This is a genomic window from Sphingomonas sp. LR59, assembly GCF_036855945.1.
GTDB lineage: Bacteria > Pseudomonadota > Alphaproteobacteria > Sphingomonadales > Sphingomonadaceae > Sphingomonas.
Window position 1 is genome coordinate 915,919 of record NZ_JASPFL010000001.1, and the last position, 18,319, is coordinate 934,237.

Below are 18,319 nucleotides of genomic sequence, written 5' to 3' on the forward strand. Positions count from 1 at the left end.
GACCATCATGCCCGCACGCATCATCCAGGCCAATGACACGCCGTTCGCCACGGTCCCGATCGACCCGATAACGCTGAAAGTCATCGAAAACGCCCTCCGCAACGCCCGCATCGAGATGGACGCGACGCTGGTCCGCACCGCGATGTCGCCCGGCATCCGCGAACAGGGCGACGCCTTCCCGCTGATCGCCGACAGCAAGGGCCGCATGATCGTCGGCCAATTCGGCTCGTATATCGGTCCGTTCCTCGACGGCTATGACGGCACGGTCGAGGATGGCGACCTGATCCTCCTCAACGATCCCTATTCGGTGCAGGGCGCGATCAGCCACCTAAACGACTGGCTCGTGCTGATGCCAGTGTTCAAGGACGGCCGCCTCGTCGCCTGTACCTCGATGTTCGGGCATATGAGCGATGTTGGCGGCAAGGTGCCGGGATCGATGCCGATCGATGCGACCAGCATCTTCCAGGAGGGCGTCCGCATCCCGACCGTCAAGCTGTGGAAGCAGGGCGTGCACACCGAGGATCTCTAGCCTCCCCCGCGATGTTTCAACTACTTGCAACATTGCTCGGTTGCCGTTGGCCATGGCAGCCTACCGGGGGACACGTTCCGACGTGAGAACGCAGGATTGTCGAACTGCCGAATATCGCTTGGCGTTGATCGGTTCAGACATGCCCAATCTCCAGCAGCGGCTGGGCGTATGGAATGGTTGCAAAAAACCCTTGCCTGCCGAAACTCGGCCGGCGCGTGGCATCGGGTTTGCCGCGCTGCGTTATCATACCTTTTGCGTAGGTCGTTGGGGTACTAGGCGGCGGTAGGTCGGTGAAACGCAATCGAAATGCGCCGTGTTGGCTAGCTGCAAGTGTCTGCGAAACCGTTCGTTTAACCTTTGGCGGCTAAGCGGACGGCATGCCGACGTCCTTCTCCGCGCCTGCGACGGCAACGTCCGGGCATCGCCAGAATGCCCTGGCCAACGCCGTTCGGGGTGTCGACGCCATCTCGTCTTCGCCGCGGTGTTCTCAGGGCTGGTGAACGTCCTGTACCTCGTCCCGTCGATCTTCATGCTTCAGGTGTACGACCGTGTGGTGCCGACGCGCGGCGGTGCGACCTTGCTGTTGCTGACGCTGATCCTGGTGCTGTCGCTGATCGTGTTCGCGATCCTTGACGCGGTGCGGATGCGGCTGCTGCTGCGCGCGAGCACGCGGCTCGAACGTCAGGCCGCGCCGGGCATCTTGCTGCGGATCCTCGGCACCGACGGCGCGACGATCGGCCAGCGCAGCCAGGCGATGCGCGATTTCGATACGGTGCGCGGCACGCTGACCGGGCCGACGATCGTCGCGCTGTTCGATGCGCCCTGGGCGCCGATCTATATCGGCATCGCGTTCCTGCTTCATCCGTGGATCGGTGTGCTGGCGCTGGTCAGCGCCCTGCTGCTCGGCGGGATCGCGATTGTCAGCGACCGCGTCACCGCCGCCGCGGCGCGGGACACGCATGCGCGCGCGGTGCTGGCGACGCGCGAACAGGACGTGTCGATCCACGGATCGGAGGTTGCGCGAGTGATGGGCATGCGCAACGCGCTGATCACGCGCCACCTGCTCGAGCGTGCCGAACTCGTTCGCCGCCAGTCCGCGCTAGCCGGCACCGCAGGGCAGTTCCTCGCGATCACCAAGTTCCTCCGCCTGCTGCTCCAATCGTTGGCGCTGGCGCTTGGGGCGCTGCTGGCGATTCGGCAGGATATCTCGGGTGGAGCGATCTTTGCCGCGTCGCTGTTGCTCGGGCGCGCGCTCCAGCCGGTCGAGCAGATCCTCGGCGCGATGAAGCCGCTCGCCGCCGCGCGCAACGCCTACCGCGATCTCGATGCGTTCTGCGCGATGCCGGGGCCGTCGATCGATGCGACCACGCTGCCGACGCCGGTCGGCCGGATCGACGTGCGCGGCGTCACCGTGCGTGCCGAGGGGACCGACCGAGCGCTGCTGTCGGACATCAGTTTCGCGATCGAACCCGGCGAGATCGTAGCGCTGGTCGGCCCGAGCGGGGCCGGCAAGTCGACGCTGCTCCGCGTGCTGTCGGGGGCGCTGTCGCCCGACACCGGCGAGGTCCGGATCGACGGCGCGAGCCTGGCCGACTGGAACCGCGAACAGCTCGGCCGTCACGTCGGGTACATGCCGCAATCGCCGTCGCTGTTCCCGACCTCGGTCCACACCAACATCTCGCGGTTCCAGTCGGTGCTGGCCGGCGAGAGCGAGCAACTCGACGCCGCGGTGGTCGAGGCGGCGCAGGCGGCGGGCGCGCATGAGGTGATCCTCGGCCTGCCCAATGGCTATGCGACGATGCTCAGCATGGCGGACGGATCGGGGCTGTCGGCGGGACAGAACCAGTCGGTCGCGCTGGCACGCGCGCTGTTCGGGACGCCGACGATCCTGTTCCTCGACGAGCCCAACGCGCATCTCGACAGCGATGGCGAGACGCGGCTGGTGACGACGCTCGCGGCGCTGCGGAAGCGGGGCGCGACGGTGATCGTCTCGACGCATCGCACCGGGCTGCTCCAGGCGGTCGACAAGATCATGGTGTTGCGCGGTGGCACGATCCAGCTGTTCGACGAACGCGCGAAGGTCGTCAGGCCGCATGTGGCGGCTGCAGGAGTCCCGCGATGATCCCCGCAGAACTGGCTAGCCCGGTCCCCGCCGCGGGCGGCGCGAGCCTCGCCGATCGCCTCCGCCTCGACGACTCTCCCCGTCGCGCCATCCTCGTCGGCGGGATCGTCGCGATCCTGTTCTTCGTGGTCGGGCTTGGCTGGGCGGCGTTCGCGCGGCTCGATGCGGCGGCGGCGGGCGACGGGCAGGTGGTCGTCGCGGGCAATCGCCAGACCGTCCAGCACCGCGAGGGCGGGATCGTCGCGGCGATGGCCGCGCGCGACGGCCAGCACGTCCGCGCCGGCGACATCCTGTTCCGGCTCGAAGGCGCGGAAGTGACCGCGAGCGAACGCGCGTTGGCCGCCAGCGTCATCGACCTCCAGGCACAACGTGCACGGCTGGAGGCGGACGTCCGCGGCGGCGCGATCGTCTGGCCCGCCGAGTTCGCCTCCGCACAAGGCGATGACCGCCGCCTCGTCGATCGCGCGAAATCGCTCCAGATCGCGCAGCGCACCGCGCGTTCGGCGGCGTTGGCGGCGAACGGCGCGGTCCTCCGCCAGCAGGCGGCGACCGTCGCGCAGCAGACCACCGGCTTCAACGCGCAGGCGCAGGCGACCGCCCGCCAGCGCGCCTCGCTCCGCCAGCAACTCGAGAGCACGCGCGCGCTCGCCGACCAAGGCTATGTCTCGCGGAATACCGTGCGCGCGATCGAACGCTCGATTCAGCAGCTCGAAGGGACCGACGCCGACTATGTCTCGCGCTCGGCAGCGGCGCGCGAACAGATCGGCCAGACGCGGGCCGAAGGTATCCAGACGCGGCGCAAATATGTCGAGGACAGCGCGACGTTGCTCCGCGACACGCAATTCCAGCTGAACGAGGTGATGCCGAAACTCGCCGCCGCGCGCGAGCAGCTGGCGCGCACGATCATCCGCGCGCCGGTGGCCGGCCGCATCGTCGGCTTGCGCGTCTTCTCCGTGGGGGGCGTGATCCAGCCGGGGCAGGCGATCCTCGACATCGTCCCCGACGCCGCGCCGCTCGTGGTCCGCGCGAACTTCTCGCCGAGCGATATCGACGGCGTGTTCGCGGGCCGCGAGGCGGAAGTGAAGTTCCTCTCACTGCACGAACGCGACCTGCCGATCCTGCTCGGCACGGTCCGCACGGTTTCCGCCGACTCACTGCGCGACGAGCAGACCGGCCACAGCTACTTCAGCGCCGAGATCACCGTGCGGCGCGACCAGATCGCCAAGATCGAGGCAGTCCGCGGTCGCGACACCGGGATCCGCGCAGGCGTCCCCGTCACGGTGCTGGTCAAGCTGCGCTCACGCACCGCGCTCGACTATCTGCTCGATCCGCTGACCGAAGCCTTTTCCAGGTCGCTCCATGAACGCTGATATGATCCGCCTCGCCGGCGCACTGCTGCTCGCAACCCCGGCGGCCGCGCAGACGGCGCCGGAAACGCAGGTCGCCGCACCTGAAACGCTGGGTCAGGCGATCGCCGATGCCTATCGCACCAATCCGTCGCTGGAGGGGCAGCGGGCGCAACTCCGCGCGCTGGACGAGCAGATCGTCCAGGCGGGTGCCGCCTACCGGCTCACCGCGGCCGTCAACATGACGCTGCAATACCAGTCGCAGGACCAGCGCGGGCTGCTCGGCGATTTCGCCGTGGCGCGCGGGCGGACGATGGGGGCCACGCTCACGGCATCGCAGATCCTGCTCAACGGCGGGCGGACCGCGGCGCAGGTCTCGGCGGCCGAAGCGACCGTGCTGGCCGGCCGCGAGCGACTGCGCGAGGCGGAGAACGCGATCCTGTACGAGGTCGTCGACGCCTATGTGTCGGTGCGCCGCGATCAGGCGTTGGTGGCGATCCAGCAACGCTCGCTCGACTCCTATGGGCGGCAGGTGACGCAGGCGATCGCGCGCGAACGCGGCGGCGACCTGACGCGGACCGACATCGCGCAGGCGCAGGCGCAACGCGAGATCATCCGCGCGCAGCTGGCGCAGGCGACGGTCAATCTCCAGGCGAGCCGGGGGCGGTTCGCCGCGGCGGTTGGGCGCAATCCGGGGACGCTGCTCGCGCCGCCGACGCTGCCGGGGCTGCCCAATTCGCTCGATGCCGCGTTCGCGATCGCCGAGAAGGAGAGCCCAAGCCTGTGGCAGGCGATCCTCGCGACCAGGGCGGGCGATGCGCGTATCGCCGCGCAACGCGCCGAACGCGCGCCGATCGTCGCGCTGTCCGGCAGCTATGGTTACGGCAGCCCCTATACCTATCAGGTGCGCGATCTGGGCGCGCAGGCGACCGGCGCGGTCACGCTGACGATGCCGCTGCTGACCGGCGGCGTGATCGGATCGCGCGTCCGTGCCGCGGTCGCCGAACGCCAGCAGCTCGGCTTCGAGGTCGAGACCGCGCGGCGGGCGGCGCTCGCCAACGCGCAGAACGCCTGGAACCAGGCGGTCGCGGGCGGCGAGCAGATGACCGCGGGGCAGCACGCGACCGAGGCGGCGGAGTCCGCGCTCACCGGCGTCCAGCGCGGGTTTGCGGAAGGCTTTCGCTCGAATTTCGAAGTGCTCGATCTCGGAACAACGCCTGCTCACAGCGCAACTCGTGTTCGTCAACGCGACCTATGGCGCCTATGCCGCGGAGGCGCGTCTGCTGGCGACGCTGGGCCGGCTCCAGGCGGCAGCGATCGACCAGGGCGTGCCGGCCTATGATCCCGCGCGCAATACGCGGCGGGTGCGCGCGCAGACGTTCGGCCCGTTCGACCCGATCCTCGCGCCGATCGATCGCGCGCAGGTGCCGAGCAGCCGCACGCGTGCCGCGCCGATCGTCGCCCCCGCCACCGATACGCGGATACGCCCCGCGATCGTCGAGGCCTTGCCCGGCCCGCTCGGCACCACCCTCCCGATCGCAACGATCCCCGTACTGGCGGCCCCGGCGAGCGCCGACCTGAGCGACGCGGTGGTGACCGGCGGGGCTTGAGCAGCCGCGCGACATCTTCCGTCTCAGGACCCAGAGTACCAAAGGACGCCGCTCTTAACCCTGGGCCCTGACTTTCGTCAGGATGACGGAGCGGGGAGGGGCGCCAGCCCCGCACGCCCGCAATCCTCCCCCGCCACGGGGAGGTGGCGCCGAAGTCGACGGAGGGGGCGGACACGGACCGCTCGTCATCGTTTCCTCCCCTCCGTCTGGCAAAGGTGTCAGCCACCTCCCCCTGGCGGGGGAGGATCATGCGGCTTGAGCGCTCGTGAACCGGGTTCGGAGCCGGCCATCTATGCCGCCATCAGCGACCCGTATAACGCGGCATAGGCGCCGATGATCGTGTCGTGATCGTAATCGCGCCGCACCCGTTCGCGCATCGTCTCGCCCATGGCCGTCCGCAGCGCGGGATCGCCAGCGATCGCCAGGATGCCCGCGGCGGTCGCGGCCGGGTTGACCAGCGGCGTGACGATCCCGCCATGTCCCGAGTCCGTGCCGCCGCGGCCCTCGATCATCTCGCGGCAGCTGCCGACGTCGGGCGCGACCACCGGGATACCGCACGCGCCGCCCTCGAGGATCACCAGCGGCTGCGCTTCGGACAGGCTGGTCAGCACGAGCAGGTCGATCCTCGCCATCCAGTCCTCGATCCGCACGCGGCCGGCAAAGCGGAACACCGCACCCAGCGCGAGATCCTCGACCAGCCGGGTACATTCGGCAGCATATTCGGGGTCCTCGTCCTCGGGGCCGAGCACGACGAAGCGCAGGTCGGGGCGTTCGGCGTGCGCGATCGCGGCGGCGCGGATGTACGTCTTCACATCCTTGATCGGTACCACCCGGCCGAGCAGCGCGACCAGCGGATGCGCCGGATCGCGCTGATCCGGGAGGCTTGCGAACCGCTTCGAGTCGATACCGTTGGGGATTACGCGGACCCGGTCCGCGGCGGCGCCCAGGCGGCGTTGGACCGCGGTGTTCTCACCGTACAGCGCGACGATCGGATCGCAGCTGTCGTAACAGGCTGTCGCATAGCTGGTGAACGCGCGCACCCACAGATCGCGCAGATCGCGGACGCTGCGTTCGAGTTCGAGCCCGGTATCGACCTGGTCGCCAATCCAGTCCGCCATCATCACCTCGATCTGGCGTTCGAGCAGGTAGATGCCGTGCTCGGTGATGAACGCCGGGCGTCCGGTCTCGCGCGCTGCGCGGGCCGCCAACAGCCCGGCGAACCCGGTCGAGATCGTGTGATACGCCTTCGCCTGCGGCAGGGGCGTGGTCAGCACCGCGAGCAGCCCGCCCAGCAAAACGCGCATCGCCCAGAAATAATGGTGGAACGACGCCTTGGGCAACATCGCCTGGTAATGCCGCCTGAGCCGCGCGAAGACCGCTGGATGCGACAGGATGTCGCCGGGCGCGAGCGGCCGGGCGGTGCCGCCGATCAGGTCGATCAGCGTGGCGAGCCGCTCCGCGCCGCCGGTCGCAACGAACGCGACCAGCGCATCGGCGATCGGCACCGCGATCCGATCGGGGATCGCACGCGGCACGGCGGGCGCGGGCGCGAGGCCGATCTCGACGATCCCGACGACGTTGGGCGGCGGGGTCAGCTGGAACGGCAGCATATCCGCGCCGGGCTTGATCGCGGCGATCACGAACCGGACGTCGGGCAGATGCGTGATCAGATCCTGCAGCCAGCCGGACACGCCGCCGATCACATAGGGATACGCACCCTCGACGATCAGGCAGATGTCCGCATCGGGGATGTCGCGCGAGGCGGGCCGGGACCGGTCGGCGGCCAGGGCCGACAGCGCGATCACGCCGCGGCTCCCGTCAGCCACCATGTCGCCAGCGTCGTCGCGCCGCGGGCGCTACCGTCGACGGGAGCGTCGTCCTGCTCCGACGATGCCTCGATCGTGGTCGCCATCCGGTCGATCCCGTCATAATCGCCGGCAGCCCACAGTGCCTCGATCATCAACGCGTCGCGCGTTTCCGATCGCGGATCATCTGCCCCGGACGCGACCGAAGCACCCATCGTCGCGACCGCGTCTTCGCGAAGGTGACGGCGTTGCGAGATCGGACAGCAGCACGTCCGAGCGGGCATGATCCCCGAGCAGCGTGGCCAGGCTCCGCGCGGCATCCGGATCGATGCCCTCGGCAACCCGCGCCGACAGCCGCGCGCGCGCCAGCACCAGGTTTTCCGCGACCCGCGACGACGCGGCGGCGGCCAGCGCGCGGATCGTCTGGTCGCCGTCGGTAAGCGCCAGCGCGATGAGCGGCGACAGCGCCGGCTCGAACGATCGCACCACAGTCTCCAGCGCCCGCCGTCGCTCGGCGACCGCACCGTGCCGCATGATCGTCACCAGCGAACTCAGCGTGTCGGGGGTCGCATGATGCACCCGTCCATCGAGCATCCGCGCGACCGCGAGACGCGCGCCGCGCTGCGCGGACCCGCCGGCAATCGGGCCGAACATGGCGTCGTCGCTGCGCTGCGTCGTGGGCCGGGACAAACGCCCGAGCGACCCGGCGAGGAGGAGCGCGACGAGCAGTCCGAACGGCCCGAGCACACCAAGCATCGCCGCCGCAAAGCCGGTCGCAGTGCCACCGCGAAGCCACACGCCGAACCCGAACGCGCTCACCACGGCGTGCGCAGCGAGGCCCCGGCCGACCGCGACGCCGAATATCTGGCACGCCGTCAGGATCAGCAGTTCGACGATCGCCAGCGCGATCAGGCGGAGGATCATGCGACCAGCTCGGCGGATCGCACCGACGGCCGTGTCGTGTTCGGCATAGCCGCGAGCAGGGGCGTCAGCCACGTGGTGATCTCGGCGAGTTCGGCGGTACGGCTGGCGTTCAGCGCCTCGAAGGGCAGCGTATGGAGGACCAGGCATCCGACGACCTCACCGGTCTTCCGATCGGGCAAGGCGATGGCGGCAACGCCGATACCGTCGAGCACTTGGCGATCGCTGCGCTTGGCGACATGCAGGACCCGCTTGTGCCGTTCGATCCGCTCCATGAGCGCGGCGGGCAGGACGTCGCGTCGTCCCGCCGTGACCGGCCCGCGAAGCCAGGTGCGTGCCTCGTCGCCGGTGACGCGGTAGCAGGTGAAGTCGGGGGTCCGTGCGGCAAGCGCGATCAGCTCGGCGATCGCACCGCGCCGTTCGGCCGGGTCCGGCGAGCACAGCCGCGCGGCGGTCTCGATCGCATGACCGACGGTATGCGCTTCGGTTGCGATCTGGACCTGCAACTGGCGATTGGTCTTCGACAGTGTTGCAAAGGCCTCGGTCAGTCGCGCGAGATTACGCGTCGCGGCACGGCCGCGCGTCTCGAGCCGATCGTGACGCCCGGTGCGGATGATCGTCACTTCGCCGATGACCCCGGCAACAACGAACCACATCAGGGGCTGGAGCGACAAATGGAACAGATGGTCGAGATAATCGCGCTCGCCCGGATTGTCGTGGACATGGGCGAGCCACAGTCCCGATGCGATCGCGGCGGCTAGAACGCCGGGGCCGGTGCCGTAGGCGAGTGCCATCACCAGGACCGGCAGCCAATAGGGGTTCGGCTGGACGCGCGCAAAACCGGTGCCGCCGGTCAGCCACCAGTCGAGCGCGGCCAGCGCGGCAAAGGCGATCGCGATCTCCACCGCGATGCGCACGGGACGTCGCCACCGGGTCAGCGATTGGATGCCTTGTTCGTCGTGAGTCACTGCGTATCCCCAAGGCTGCGTGTCAGCAGTGCCCGCGCGTAGAGTTGGCGTCCCGAAAAGCCGGGGCGCGCGATCGAGGTGATGCCGCCGCTGCCCTCGACCCGCCAGGCCACCGCGATCGGCGCGGTTATGCCCAGGCTGGCGGTCGGGCCGTCGCCGCCGAACCGGTCGATCGTCCACCCTGCCAGCGCGGTCATCTGGACGGCACCGACCGCGCCGCTCATCAGGCCCTGGACGGTATGGTTCTCGCGGGTGGCGAGCGGAATGAGCGGGAGCCCGTTCACGCCCAGCTGTTGGCGTTGAACATATTCGGCCTCGAACCGATAGGTCAGGCCAAGTGCGGGGAACTGGCGACGGATAAGATAATCCACCCCGCCGCTCGCGACGATGGTGTCGCTCGCGCCGTTGCTGCCGGCGAGCCCATACCGGTTCGCGCCGATATCCGCCTGCCCCAGCAGGCCGGGTGTCAGGCGGTAGGTAACGCCGATCAGTGCGCGTGAGAGATATCCGCCGGCCAGCACCTGCGCCGGGGTCGAGTAATCGGGCATGTGCCGGGTCAGCGTCGCGCGAAACTGCGCATCGGCGGATCCCGCGACCGCCTTGGCGCCACCGCCGGTACCGCCGTCGTCGAGCGCCGCGGAGGCGAGCAGCTGGACGCGGACGGCGCCGTCGAACGCAGCGGCCAGCGAGGCGTCGAGGATGGTTTCGCCGCTGCGGACGGTCTGCGCATCGGTGCCGACGCGGCTGACGACATGGCGAAGGCCGCCACCGGCGACGAGCGTATCGCCGACCGCGGCGTCGATCCGTGCCCCAAACTCCGCCTGCGACAGATCGCTGCCGTCGCGCGCGGTGACGCCGATGCTCGCAGTCCCGGGTGCAGCTGCGATCGCGCGCCGTGCGGTCAGGTCGTCGGCCGCGAGTGCGCGGTACTCGCGCGCCGCTCCGCGCACGTCGCCGTCTGCGAGCCGCGTGTCGGCGAGCATGCGCGCGGCGCGGCGATCGGTCGGATAGCGTTTCGCCAAGGCTGTCGCGGCGCGTCGTGCCGGCCCCGGATAGCCCGCTGCGGCGTCCGCCTCGATCGCGGCCAGCGCGGCATCGGAGGCGATGTCGTCGGTGCTGTCGGCCAGCGGTTCGCTCGAGGCGGGCGGTGAGAAGGCCAGCGCTACCACCGGGCCCGCCTGCCGCCACGTCATCGTCCAGCCGGCGGCGGGACGCAGCACGAGGCTGTCGTCGTTCCAGCGCAGATCCCCGATCGCATCGCCTGCCGCGTCACGAAACGCGGCGATCCGGTCGGACGTGATCGGCTGGTCGAACCGCGCGACCAGCTCGCCGTCGCGGTCCTCGATGCGGACCACGGCCGCGTCGGGCCAGGCGAGCCTGGTCTCGGGCGCGACGATCCGGCTGTCCGCGAAGACCGTACGGGGAACGGTCAGCACGGGTGCATCCGTCAGGCAGAGCAACAGCGCGATCATTGCGCCAACACCGTCCGCGCCCGGCCCGGCTGGCCCTGCGCGATGAGCAGGCGGGCGTGCAGCGCGGCGAGCGATCGGTCACGCGGCATCTCCGACCGCAGCGTTTCGACCAACGCTACCGCCTCGGCCCGACGCCCGAGCTTTTCCAGAATTTCTACGCGTGCCTTGCTGTCGGCCGGAGTCTGGGCGAGCGCGCGGTCCAGCCAGGGGCGGGCCGCCCGCTCGCCGCCGAGCCGCGCCTGCACGTCGGCCATCAGCCGCAGCGCCGGAAGGTCGGTCGGCGCGGTCGCCAGATGTTCGTCGAGCCCTGCCGCCGCGCCCTTGGCATCGCCCGCATTCCAGGCGGTCCAGGCGAGGTCGAGCTGATCGCGGGGTGCCGCGACCCCGGCCGCGACGCGGCGTTTCGCAATTGCTGCCGCTTGGGTCGGATCGATCCGTGCGGGGGCGGTGGCCGACAGCGCGCCGAGCTGCGCCGGATCGAGTGCGCGCCCGTCGAGCAGCGACGTCACCAGCGTGCGACCGGCGGCATCATTGCCCGCCGCGCGGGCCAGCGACAGCCGCATCAGCAGCGTGTCGGTCTGGCCCGCGAGCGGGTGCCGCGACACGAACGCCAGCGCCTCGCCCGGCCGGTCCCGCTCGGCATAGCGGGCGAGCCAGCCACGCTGCTGGCTCGCGGTACCCTGCAGCGCTTGTTGTTTCAGCCAGGAGAGATCCTCGGACCCAGGTCGTGGGCCCATCAGGTACAGCAAGCGCTGCGCTACCGGCGCGGTGGGTGGCATCCCGGTCGCCGCCCTTCGCAGGACGGCGACCGCATCCGCGCGATAGCCCGCCGCCAGCAAGCGTTCCGCATCCCGCTCGGGCTGTGCGCCCGGCGCCGCAGCACGGGCCAGCAATTCGGTCCGCAGACCCTCGCGGTCGCCCGCCTTGGTCATGATTTCCTCGCGCGCGGCCGAACGCTGCGCGACCGGGAGATAGTCGGCCGCCCGCAACCCTGCCGCGGTATCGTTCGCACGCGCCGCCACGCGGATCGCCAGCCAGGGATCCGCCGCCCGCCAGTTCGCGGCCGTCGCCTTGTCCAGCAGCGCGATCAGGTCGCCGCGTCCGGCCGTGTCGGCGCGGCGCGCGAGATCGAGCGACAGCGTGGCATCGGGCGGCGGGATCACATGGTTCGCCGCCGCCGCGATCACGAGGTCGGGCCGATCGATCGCATAGGCCGCCGCGACGATATCCTCAGCCGCCACCGGTCCGCGCTTCTGCGTTGCCTGCGTGACGAGCACGGCTGCATCCGCGGTCCGCCCGGCTCGGCGAAGAAGGTCGACACGCAACCGCCACGTCTTGGCGGTAGCGCCATCGGACCGGATCGCGAGATAGTCGAGCGCCACCGCCGGTCTCTTCGCCGCGACCAGATCATAGGCGACCTGCAGCGTCGACACCGGCTGACCCTCCGCGATCAGCCGTATGGTGAGCGCTGCGAGTGCCGCCGCGTCGGCGGTCGCGATCTGCGCCGCGATCGTCGGGTGAAGGGGCGGCAGCACCGGTGGTGATACCGGGGCGGCCGGCATCGAACTCGCCGGCACCGGCGTCGACACCGGTTGCGCACGGCGCTCGGCATGACGGATCTCGCGCGCGTTCGGTAGCAGCATCAACCCGCCCGCGAGCAGGCCAAGCCCCGCCAGCGCGGGCAGGACGATCGCGAGCCGTCCGCGTCGGCGGTCGATCCTCATCCGGTCGGTTCCGGCATCAGGCGGTCGAGCGCGAGCGTCGCAACATAGGGGCTGAACCCCGCCGCGCTCTCACGCGCATATAGCGCCGCGATCTGTGTCGTATCGGCAGGATTCCAGTAATCGAGCGTCATCAACGCCAGTGCCGAGTTCCGGCTCGCGCGGCGCGCAGGCGACCCGCTTGCCACGCCCAGTCCGACTCGCTGAGTAATTCATAGCGTTTGGCAGCAAAATTCCACCGCGACGCCATCGCCTCGCCAAGCAGATAATCGATCTTGGGCGCGACGTTGGGCAGCAGCGCGTAGCCGCGGTTGAGCATGATGCGGGTTTTGGGAAAGCGCGCGCGCACGGCGGCGATCAGCGTCGCGCCTGCCGCCACCATGCCCGTGTTGGCCACCGGATCCTGCCGTTCCATCGCTTCGGCGTTATCCATCGTATCGATGAAGATTCCGTCATAGCCGAGCGCCAGGATCGCGGGGACGAGGCGGTCGAGCACCGCCGCACGCCATGCCGGGTGGCGCAGGTCGGCGAGCCGCGCGTCGGGCCAGTTGGGATTGGCGGCGCTGAGCGCGCCGGCCTTGTCGAGCGCGGCGAAATACGGCCGGCCGCGCTCGACCTCGCCGAAGCTGACATAGCCGAGCAGAATGCTGCCGGGGCCTCGCAGTGGTGCGATCGGCCGGGCATGATGAGGCTCGAGCACCAGCAGCGCGCACGCCCGCGCCAGCGCGGGATCGGTGGTGGCGCCGTAATCGATGCCCCAGCGTAGCGCCGTGTCCGGGGACGGTCTCGGTGCCGCCTGCGACCGCGATCGCGCGCCGATCGTCAGCCCGATCGCTCCCATCGCGAGCACCTGCCGCAGGATCGTCCGGCGTGCCATATCATCAGATCCCGTCATAACAGACGCCCTCCGTGCCCCACGACCGAGGGATTGTTGCCGACGAACAGCAGATAGGTGAGGCTCACCGTGGCTTCGGCGACCAGCGCGATGCCGACCGACGCTCCGACCACCGCACCCGCCATATAACCCCAGCCGAACGCGGCAAACCCCGCATGCCATTGCGCCAGTGTCGCGATGGCACTGCCGACCGCGAAGGCGCTCCAGGTCAGCAGGATCCGGCCGAACAGGTCGTAATAGGCCAGCACGACGGTCGCGGCGATCACCACGAGGTGGAAGACCGTACCGAGCGAGGTCTGGCGAAAGGCGAAGATCGCGCGCGCGTCCGCCCCGATCAGGTCGAACAGCGGCACCGCGAACACCCAGGCGAGCGCCGCGACGAGCGCCTGCACCAGCAGCATGATCCGCAGCCCGTCGAACATCGTCCGCGCGAGCTCGCTGCGCGCCTCCTCGATCCGTTGCAGCGTAGAGGTGCCGGTACACCGCACGATCAGGTCGCCGAACGCGCGATCGAAGCGCGTCTCGGTGACGATCAGCAGCAGCGTGAGGCCGGGCACCATCGTCAGCAGCCCGAGAAAGCTGCCCTGGTCGTTGATCGGATTGAGCCGCAACAGGCCGATCGCGCGGAGGCTGTCGGGCCCCAGCCATAACAACCATTTGTCGATCCAGATCGCCGCGACCCCGGCGACCCCGGCCGCGGCGACGATCCAGGCGAGCCGCGGCGTCATCGCATCGCGCGTCGGCAGGACGGGCGGGGCGGAGAAATGCCGGCGGATCACCACCATGATCGCCGCCAGCGTCAGGCCGATGCCGCCGGCGATGATGGCGAGCACGGTGACGACGTCGAGCTTGGGCAACAGTGCCAGCAGTAGTGTCGCGAAACCGATGCCAAGCAGATAGGCGAGGGGGATCGCGCGGTAACGGCGAAGCGCGGTGAGTAGCGGTGCGGCGATCCAGACCTGCGTCAGCCACGCGAGGATCAGCGTCGCGAGCGCCGCCTCGCCGAGGGGAAGCCGCGCGAGCATGCCATACACGACCGCGCCGACGCCCAGCGCGATCGCGCCGCCGATCGCGAGCGCCACCAGCATGATCCCCGACACGCCGCCGGCATCGCGTGCGAAAATGCGATCCGCGACCATCCGCGTCGCGAGGATGCCGACCGGAGCCGCGGCGAGCGCGGACAGGCTGAACGCGTAGACCAGGATCGTCTGCACGGTCCGCGCGCCATCAGCGCCGAGATGCACGCCCGACCAGCGGTTGAGCAGCGCCATCGCGACCGCGGTGATCAGCCACGGCCCGGCGCTGATCACCGCACCGAACGCGGCGGCGCCGACGATCCCGCCGACGCCGCCCTCACGCGCGGTTTTCGCTAATTGGAAGCCTATGCCCGCCATAACACCGCCGGCCTATGCCGCGGACTACATGAAGAAATCGTTCGCAGTCAGTACGTGATGGCCGGTCAGCGCGATCGAGAAATCGGCCGCCGAACCGCTATCGGTATTGCCCTCGACGACGGTGAATTCCTTCCCGCCGATCATCTGGTAGCTGTAGCGCAGCTGGCCCGGTGCACTGAACTTCGCGGTCGTGCCGATGAAGCTGAACGCCTGGTCGCCGCGTGCGAACAGCGAGCTGTTGGCGTCGATCATCGACAGGTCGATCTTGTCCTGCCCGACGACGAAGTCGGTGATGACGTCGCGCGACGACGACGTCAGGCTGTCGCCCTTCACCTCGAACCGGAAGATGTCGGCGCCCGCGCCGCCGGTCATAATGTCCATGTCGTCGCCACCGATCAGGATATCGTTGCCGTCGCCGCCGATCAGCACATCCTTGCCGTCGCCACCGATCAGCGTGTCGGTGCCTGCACCGCCGTTGAGCGTGTCGTTGCCGAGCCCGCCGGTAAGCTTGTCATTGCCGCCTAGCCCGTTGAGCACGTCGTTGCCCCAGCCGCCATCGAGCACGTCCTGCTCGCCGGTGCCGTTGATCGTGTCGGCGACCATCGTGCCGGTCTTGGTGATCCCGACGATATCGGTCACCCCGATCGTCAGCGTCTGCGTGTCGATCGCGCCGCGTGCGTCGGTCGCAACGACTGTCACGCCGTAGATATTGTCGCGGTTGAGGTCGGTCGGTGCCTCGTAATCGGGCGCGGTGACGAACTTCAGCACGCCAGTGGTCGCGTCGATCGAGAAATTGGCGCCATCGCCGCCTGCACCGATCGAGTATTTGATCGAATCGCCCCAGACGATGTTCGCGTCGGTCGCGGTGATCGTGGTCAGCGCGGTGCCGTTCTCGGCGATCGACAGCGCGCCCGTGGTGCCGCCGCCGAACGAGGTTAGCGCGGGGTCCACATTGGCCTGATGGCCGATCTTGACGTCATGGACGCCGATCGCGCCGAGGTCGATCGTCAGGATCTCGCCGATCTGGCTGGCGATCTTGCCGCCGCTCAGCGTCGTCCAGTCGGTGCCGGGTGCCTTGAGGTCGATGGTCACCTTGCCCTCGCCCTCGACGGTGAACGCCAAGTCACGGCCGTCGCCGCTCAGCGTCGTCAGCGTCGCGCGCATCGGCAGCGCGGTGATGTGCGTCACGTCGTCGGCAACCGCGCCCATCGTGATCGCATAGGTGCCGCCCGCCTTGGGCAGGAACACCGTGTCCGCGTCATACGCGTACCAGTTGGCGACGCCCCTGATGACCTGGCCGTTGCTTTGGCCATCGACGTCGAGCGAGAAGGTCCCGGTGGTCGCGCCGACCGTCGCGGTGATCGTGTTGCCGACCACGGTCGAGGTGATCGTCGCATTCTGGAACGCGCTGACCCGGCCCGCCAGATCGGCGAGCGTCACGAACTCGACGCCGGCGGCGGCGGCCTGCGCAATGAAAGTCGTGAACATCTGCTTGGTGTACAGGCTGGTGGCGCCGTCGCTGGCCCACATCGTCGGGCCATAGTCATGCCACGGCCACACGATGACGGGAGCATCGGCATTCGCGGTCAGCGCGCCGAATTCCTTCGCCCAGGTCGCGCTGGCCTCGGCGACGGTCTTCTTCTGGAACTCGATCAGCGAGAAGTCGAACGACGTGTTCGGCGCCAGATAGACCTTGTCGTCGGCGGCGTTCTGCGGCGTCATATAGCCGATCGCGTTGGGATAGCCCGCGCCGACGCCCGAATAGCCGCCGCTGAGATACGTCACGTATTTCAGGATCTCCTGGCTGGTCGCGATCTGCTCGGGTGCGCCCGGTACCGCGGCACCACCGACGGTTACGGTCTTGCCGAGATACGCGCTCAGCTGCTTTTCCAGCTCGGTCCGCGACTGGCCGAATTCGAACGCGATTTGCGCGTCGGTCAGCAGGTTGGTGTCCATCGGATGCGTATAGCTGTGCGTGCCGATCTCGTTGCCGGCATCGAGCAACGCCTTGTAAACCGGCAGCGACACCGCCCAGTCGGTCGCCTCGCCCTTGGCCGGATCGTTGCCGATATTGACGTAATAGCTGCCGACGAAATTATACGCGGTCTTCCACTCGGTCAGGATCGGCAGCAGCTTGTCGTAGATCCCGGGCGTGGTGCCGGCCGGATTGACCTCCTCGATCTGCTTGCTCTGGTCCATGTCGACGCGCGACGCGAACAGCCCGGCCTGGCGGGTCATCTGCAATCCGACCGACAGCGTATCGCCGTGGACCGAGTAATCGATCGCCTTCTGCAGCAGGTTGTCGTCGGCCATCACCGCTTCGCTCGAGAACAGCACGTTGCGCCCGCCGGTCTGCGTCGCGATCGCCGCCGAATAGGTCTGGCCGTTGACCGTCTCGGTGGCGATCGTCGTGCCCGTGCCGCTGACGCTCGTGAAAGCGTTCCAGCCGACACCGCTATACTGGCGGACGACCTGACCATCGCTATAGCCGTCGAGCACGAGATGCGACGCGTCGCTCGCCTTGACCGTCACGTCGGCGGGGAAGCCACCGGTCACGCGCGTGGCGTCGAACAACAGCTTCATCCGCACATAGGAATCGCCGGCGAGCGCGGTGTTGTCCGCGCCGTTGGTCATGAACTCGCCGGCCGCGACCAGGCCGATGCCGAACTGCTTGGTCGCCTGCTCCAGCGTCTGCGCGATCAGGTCTGCCTTGCTCGCCTCGACGTTGCGGAACGACGGGAAGACGATCGTGTCGTATTTGGCGAGCGTCGCCAGGCTGGTCAGGTCGCCCTCGGTCAGGATGTCGAACGGCACGCCGGCCTGCATCGCCTGGCTCTGCGCGGCCATGAACAGCTGCGAATAGGCGGTCTTGCTGAAATAGGCGTTGGCGGTCGAATCGGACCACACGATCGCGATCCGGTGCGACGGGTCGGCGACGATGCCGGTGTCGTTGAAGACGGTAAAGGCGGGGTTCGAATAATTGCCGGGCAGGAACGCGGTGTCGTTGACGTCGTAGATCGTGTCGATCGCCTGCGGATTGCCGATCGCCGCCTTTGGCACCTTGAACTCGACGGTGGTCCGATCCGCCGACCAAGCCGCCTGAAGGCCGCTCGCGACCAGGGTCTGCCCCGCCGCGCCGCTGTACAGCGAGACGGTACCGTCGGCGGCGAAGTTGACGTTGTACTCAGCACCGCCAGCAAACCCGAACACCTGATAGCCGGTGGTCGCGTTGCGATCGGTGTTGAGCCACGCGGTGGTGTTCGCGCCGATCGCGGCGGGGGCGGTGATCGCGAACGCGAAATCGGCGCCGTCGCTGCGCGCATAGATCGCATATCCGGTGCCGAGCCCGCGATCGATGCGGTCGCCGGCGGTCCAGTCGTTCAGGCTGCCGTCGAGCATCACCGGTGTTGCGTTCGCCATCTTCGTCCCCGTTTCGCCACAGGCCTCACGGTCGGGCTGAGGCTGCCCGCCATGAAACTGACCGTGCCCTAGCGAATACAGCCAGCCTTTCGAACAGCTTAGATGGTCAGTTTGCA

General features: G+C 69.0%; 14 protein-coding genes and 1 pseudogene. 5 read left to right on the forward strand and 10 right to left on the reverse strand.

The window, feature by feature from the left end; genetic code table 11:
- Positions 1-7: 7 nt before the first annotated feature.
- From QP164_RS04290 to QP164_RS04310, 5 genes and pseudogenes are all read left to right on the forward strand, one after another.
- Positions 8-526: pseudogene (locus tag QP164_RS04290) on the forward strand (hydantoinase B/oxoprolinase family protein); the annotation flags it as partial.
- Positions 527-842: 316 nt separating this feature from the next.
- A complete protein-coding gene (locus QP164_RS04295) occupies positions 843-2,651 on the forward strand; it encodes a type I secretion system permease/ATPase (protein ID WP_333922262.1) in 1,809 nt (602 codons plus the stop codon).
- Entirely contained in the window at positions 2,648-4,021 is a 1,374-nt protein-coding gene (locus QP164_RS04300) for an HlyD family type I secretion periplasmic adaptor subunit (protein WP_333922263.1), read from the forward strand. Before QP164_RS04295 ends, QP164_RS04300 begins: the two co-directional genes overlap by 4 nt.
- Positions 4,011-5,339: a TolC family protein gene (locus tag QP164_RS04305; RefSeq protein WP_333922264.1), complete on the forward strand. Its 1,329-nt coding sequence runs from the start codon at positions 4,011-4,013 to the stop codon at positions 5,337-5,339. The genes QP164_RS04300 and QP164_RS04305 overlap by 11 nt, the downstream gene beginning before the upstream one ends.
- Positions 5,233-5,607, forward strand: a complete 375-nt coding sequence (locus QP164_RS04310; protein WP_333922265.1) for a hypothetical protein — start codon at positions 5,233-5,235, stop codon at positions 5,605-5,607. The genes QP164_RS04305 and QP164_RS04310 overlap by 107 nt, the downstream gene beginning before the upstream one ends.
- Positions 5,608-5,897: 290 nt before the next feature.
- Here QP164_RS04310 and pelF read toward each other — a convergent pair whose 3' ends face one another.
- From pelF to QP164_RS04360, 10 genes are read right to left on the reverse strand one after another with little or no spacing between them, the layout of a single operon-like run.
- Complete coding sequence (gene pelF, locus QP164_RS04315; RefSeq protein ID WP_333922266.1) at positions 5,898-7,436, reverse strand: GT4 family glycosyltransferase PelF; 1,539 nt, start codon at positions 7,434-7,436, stop codon at positions 5,898-5,900.
- Positions 7,409-7,567, reverse strand: coding sequence for a hypothetical protein (locus QP164_RS04320; RefSeq protein ID WP_333922267.1), 159 nt, complete (start codon positions 7,565-7,567; stop codon positions 7,409-7,411). The genes pelF and QP164_RS04320 overlap by 28 nt, the downstream gene beginning before the upstream one ends.
- Before the next feature lie 28 nt (positions 7,568-7,595).
- Positions 7,596-8,336: a hypothetical protein gene (locus QP164_RS04325; RefSeq protein WP_333922268.1), complete on the reverse strand. Its 741-nt coding sequence runs from the start codon at positions 8,334-8,336 to the stop codon at positions 7,596-7,598.
- Positions 8,333-9,250 (reverse strand): hypothetical protein, encoded by a 918-nt coding sequence (locus QP164_RS04330; RefSeq protein WP_333922269.1) that lies wholly within the window; start codon positions 9,248-9,250, stop codon positions 8,333-8,335. Before QP164_RS04330 ends, QP164_RS04325 begins: the two co-directional genes overlap by 4 nt.
- 47 nt (positions 9,251-9,297) lie before the next feature.
- Positions 9,298-10,773, reverse strand: coding sequence for a hypothetical protein (locus QP164_RS04335; RefSeq protein WP_333922270.1), 1,476 nt, complete (start codon positions 10,771-10,773; stop codon positions 9,298-9,300).
- Positions 10,770-12,497: a hypothetical protein gene (locus tag QP164_RS04340; protein ID WP_333922271.1), complete on the reverse strand. Its 1,728-nt coding sequence runs from the start codon at positions 12,495-12,497 to the stop codon at positions 10,770-10,772. Before QP164_RS04340 ends, QP164_RS04335 begins: the two co-directional genes overlap by 4 nt.
- Positions 12,494-12,628 carry a hypothetical protein gene (locus tag QP164_RS04345; protein WP_333922272.1) on the reverse strand — a complete coding sequence of 45 codons (135 nt, stop codon included), beginning with the start codon at positions 12,626-12,628 and terminating at the stop codon, positions 12,494-12,496. Before QP164_RS04345 ends, QP164_RS04340 begins: the two co-directional genes overlap by 4 nt.
- Entirely contained in the window at positions 12,628-13,371 is a 744-nt protein-coding gene (locus QP164_RS04350) for an endo alpha-1,4 polygalactosaminidase (protein ID WP_333922273.1), read from the reverse strand. Before QP164_RS04350 ends, QP164_RS04345 begins: the two co-directional genes overlap by 1 nt.
- A gap of 14 nt (positions 13,372-13,385) precedes the next feature.
- On the reverse strand, positions 13,386-14,783 hold the full coding sequence (gene pelG / locus QP164_RS04355; protein ID WP_333922274.1) for an exopolysaccharide Pel transporter PelG: 1,398 nt from the start codon (positions 14,781-14,783) through the stop codon (positions 13,386-13,388).
- 24 nt (positions 14,784-14,807) lie between these two features.
- The gene (locus QP164_RS04360; RefSeq protein ID WP_333922275.1) at positions 14,808-18,203 is read right to left on the reverse strand and encodes a M10 family metallopeptidase C-terminal domain-containing protein; all 3,396 of its coding nucleotides are present in this window, start codon (positions 18,201-18,203) and stop codon (positions 14,808-14,810) included.
- Between the last annotated feature and the right edge of the window lie 116 nt (positions 18,204-18,319).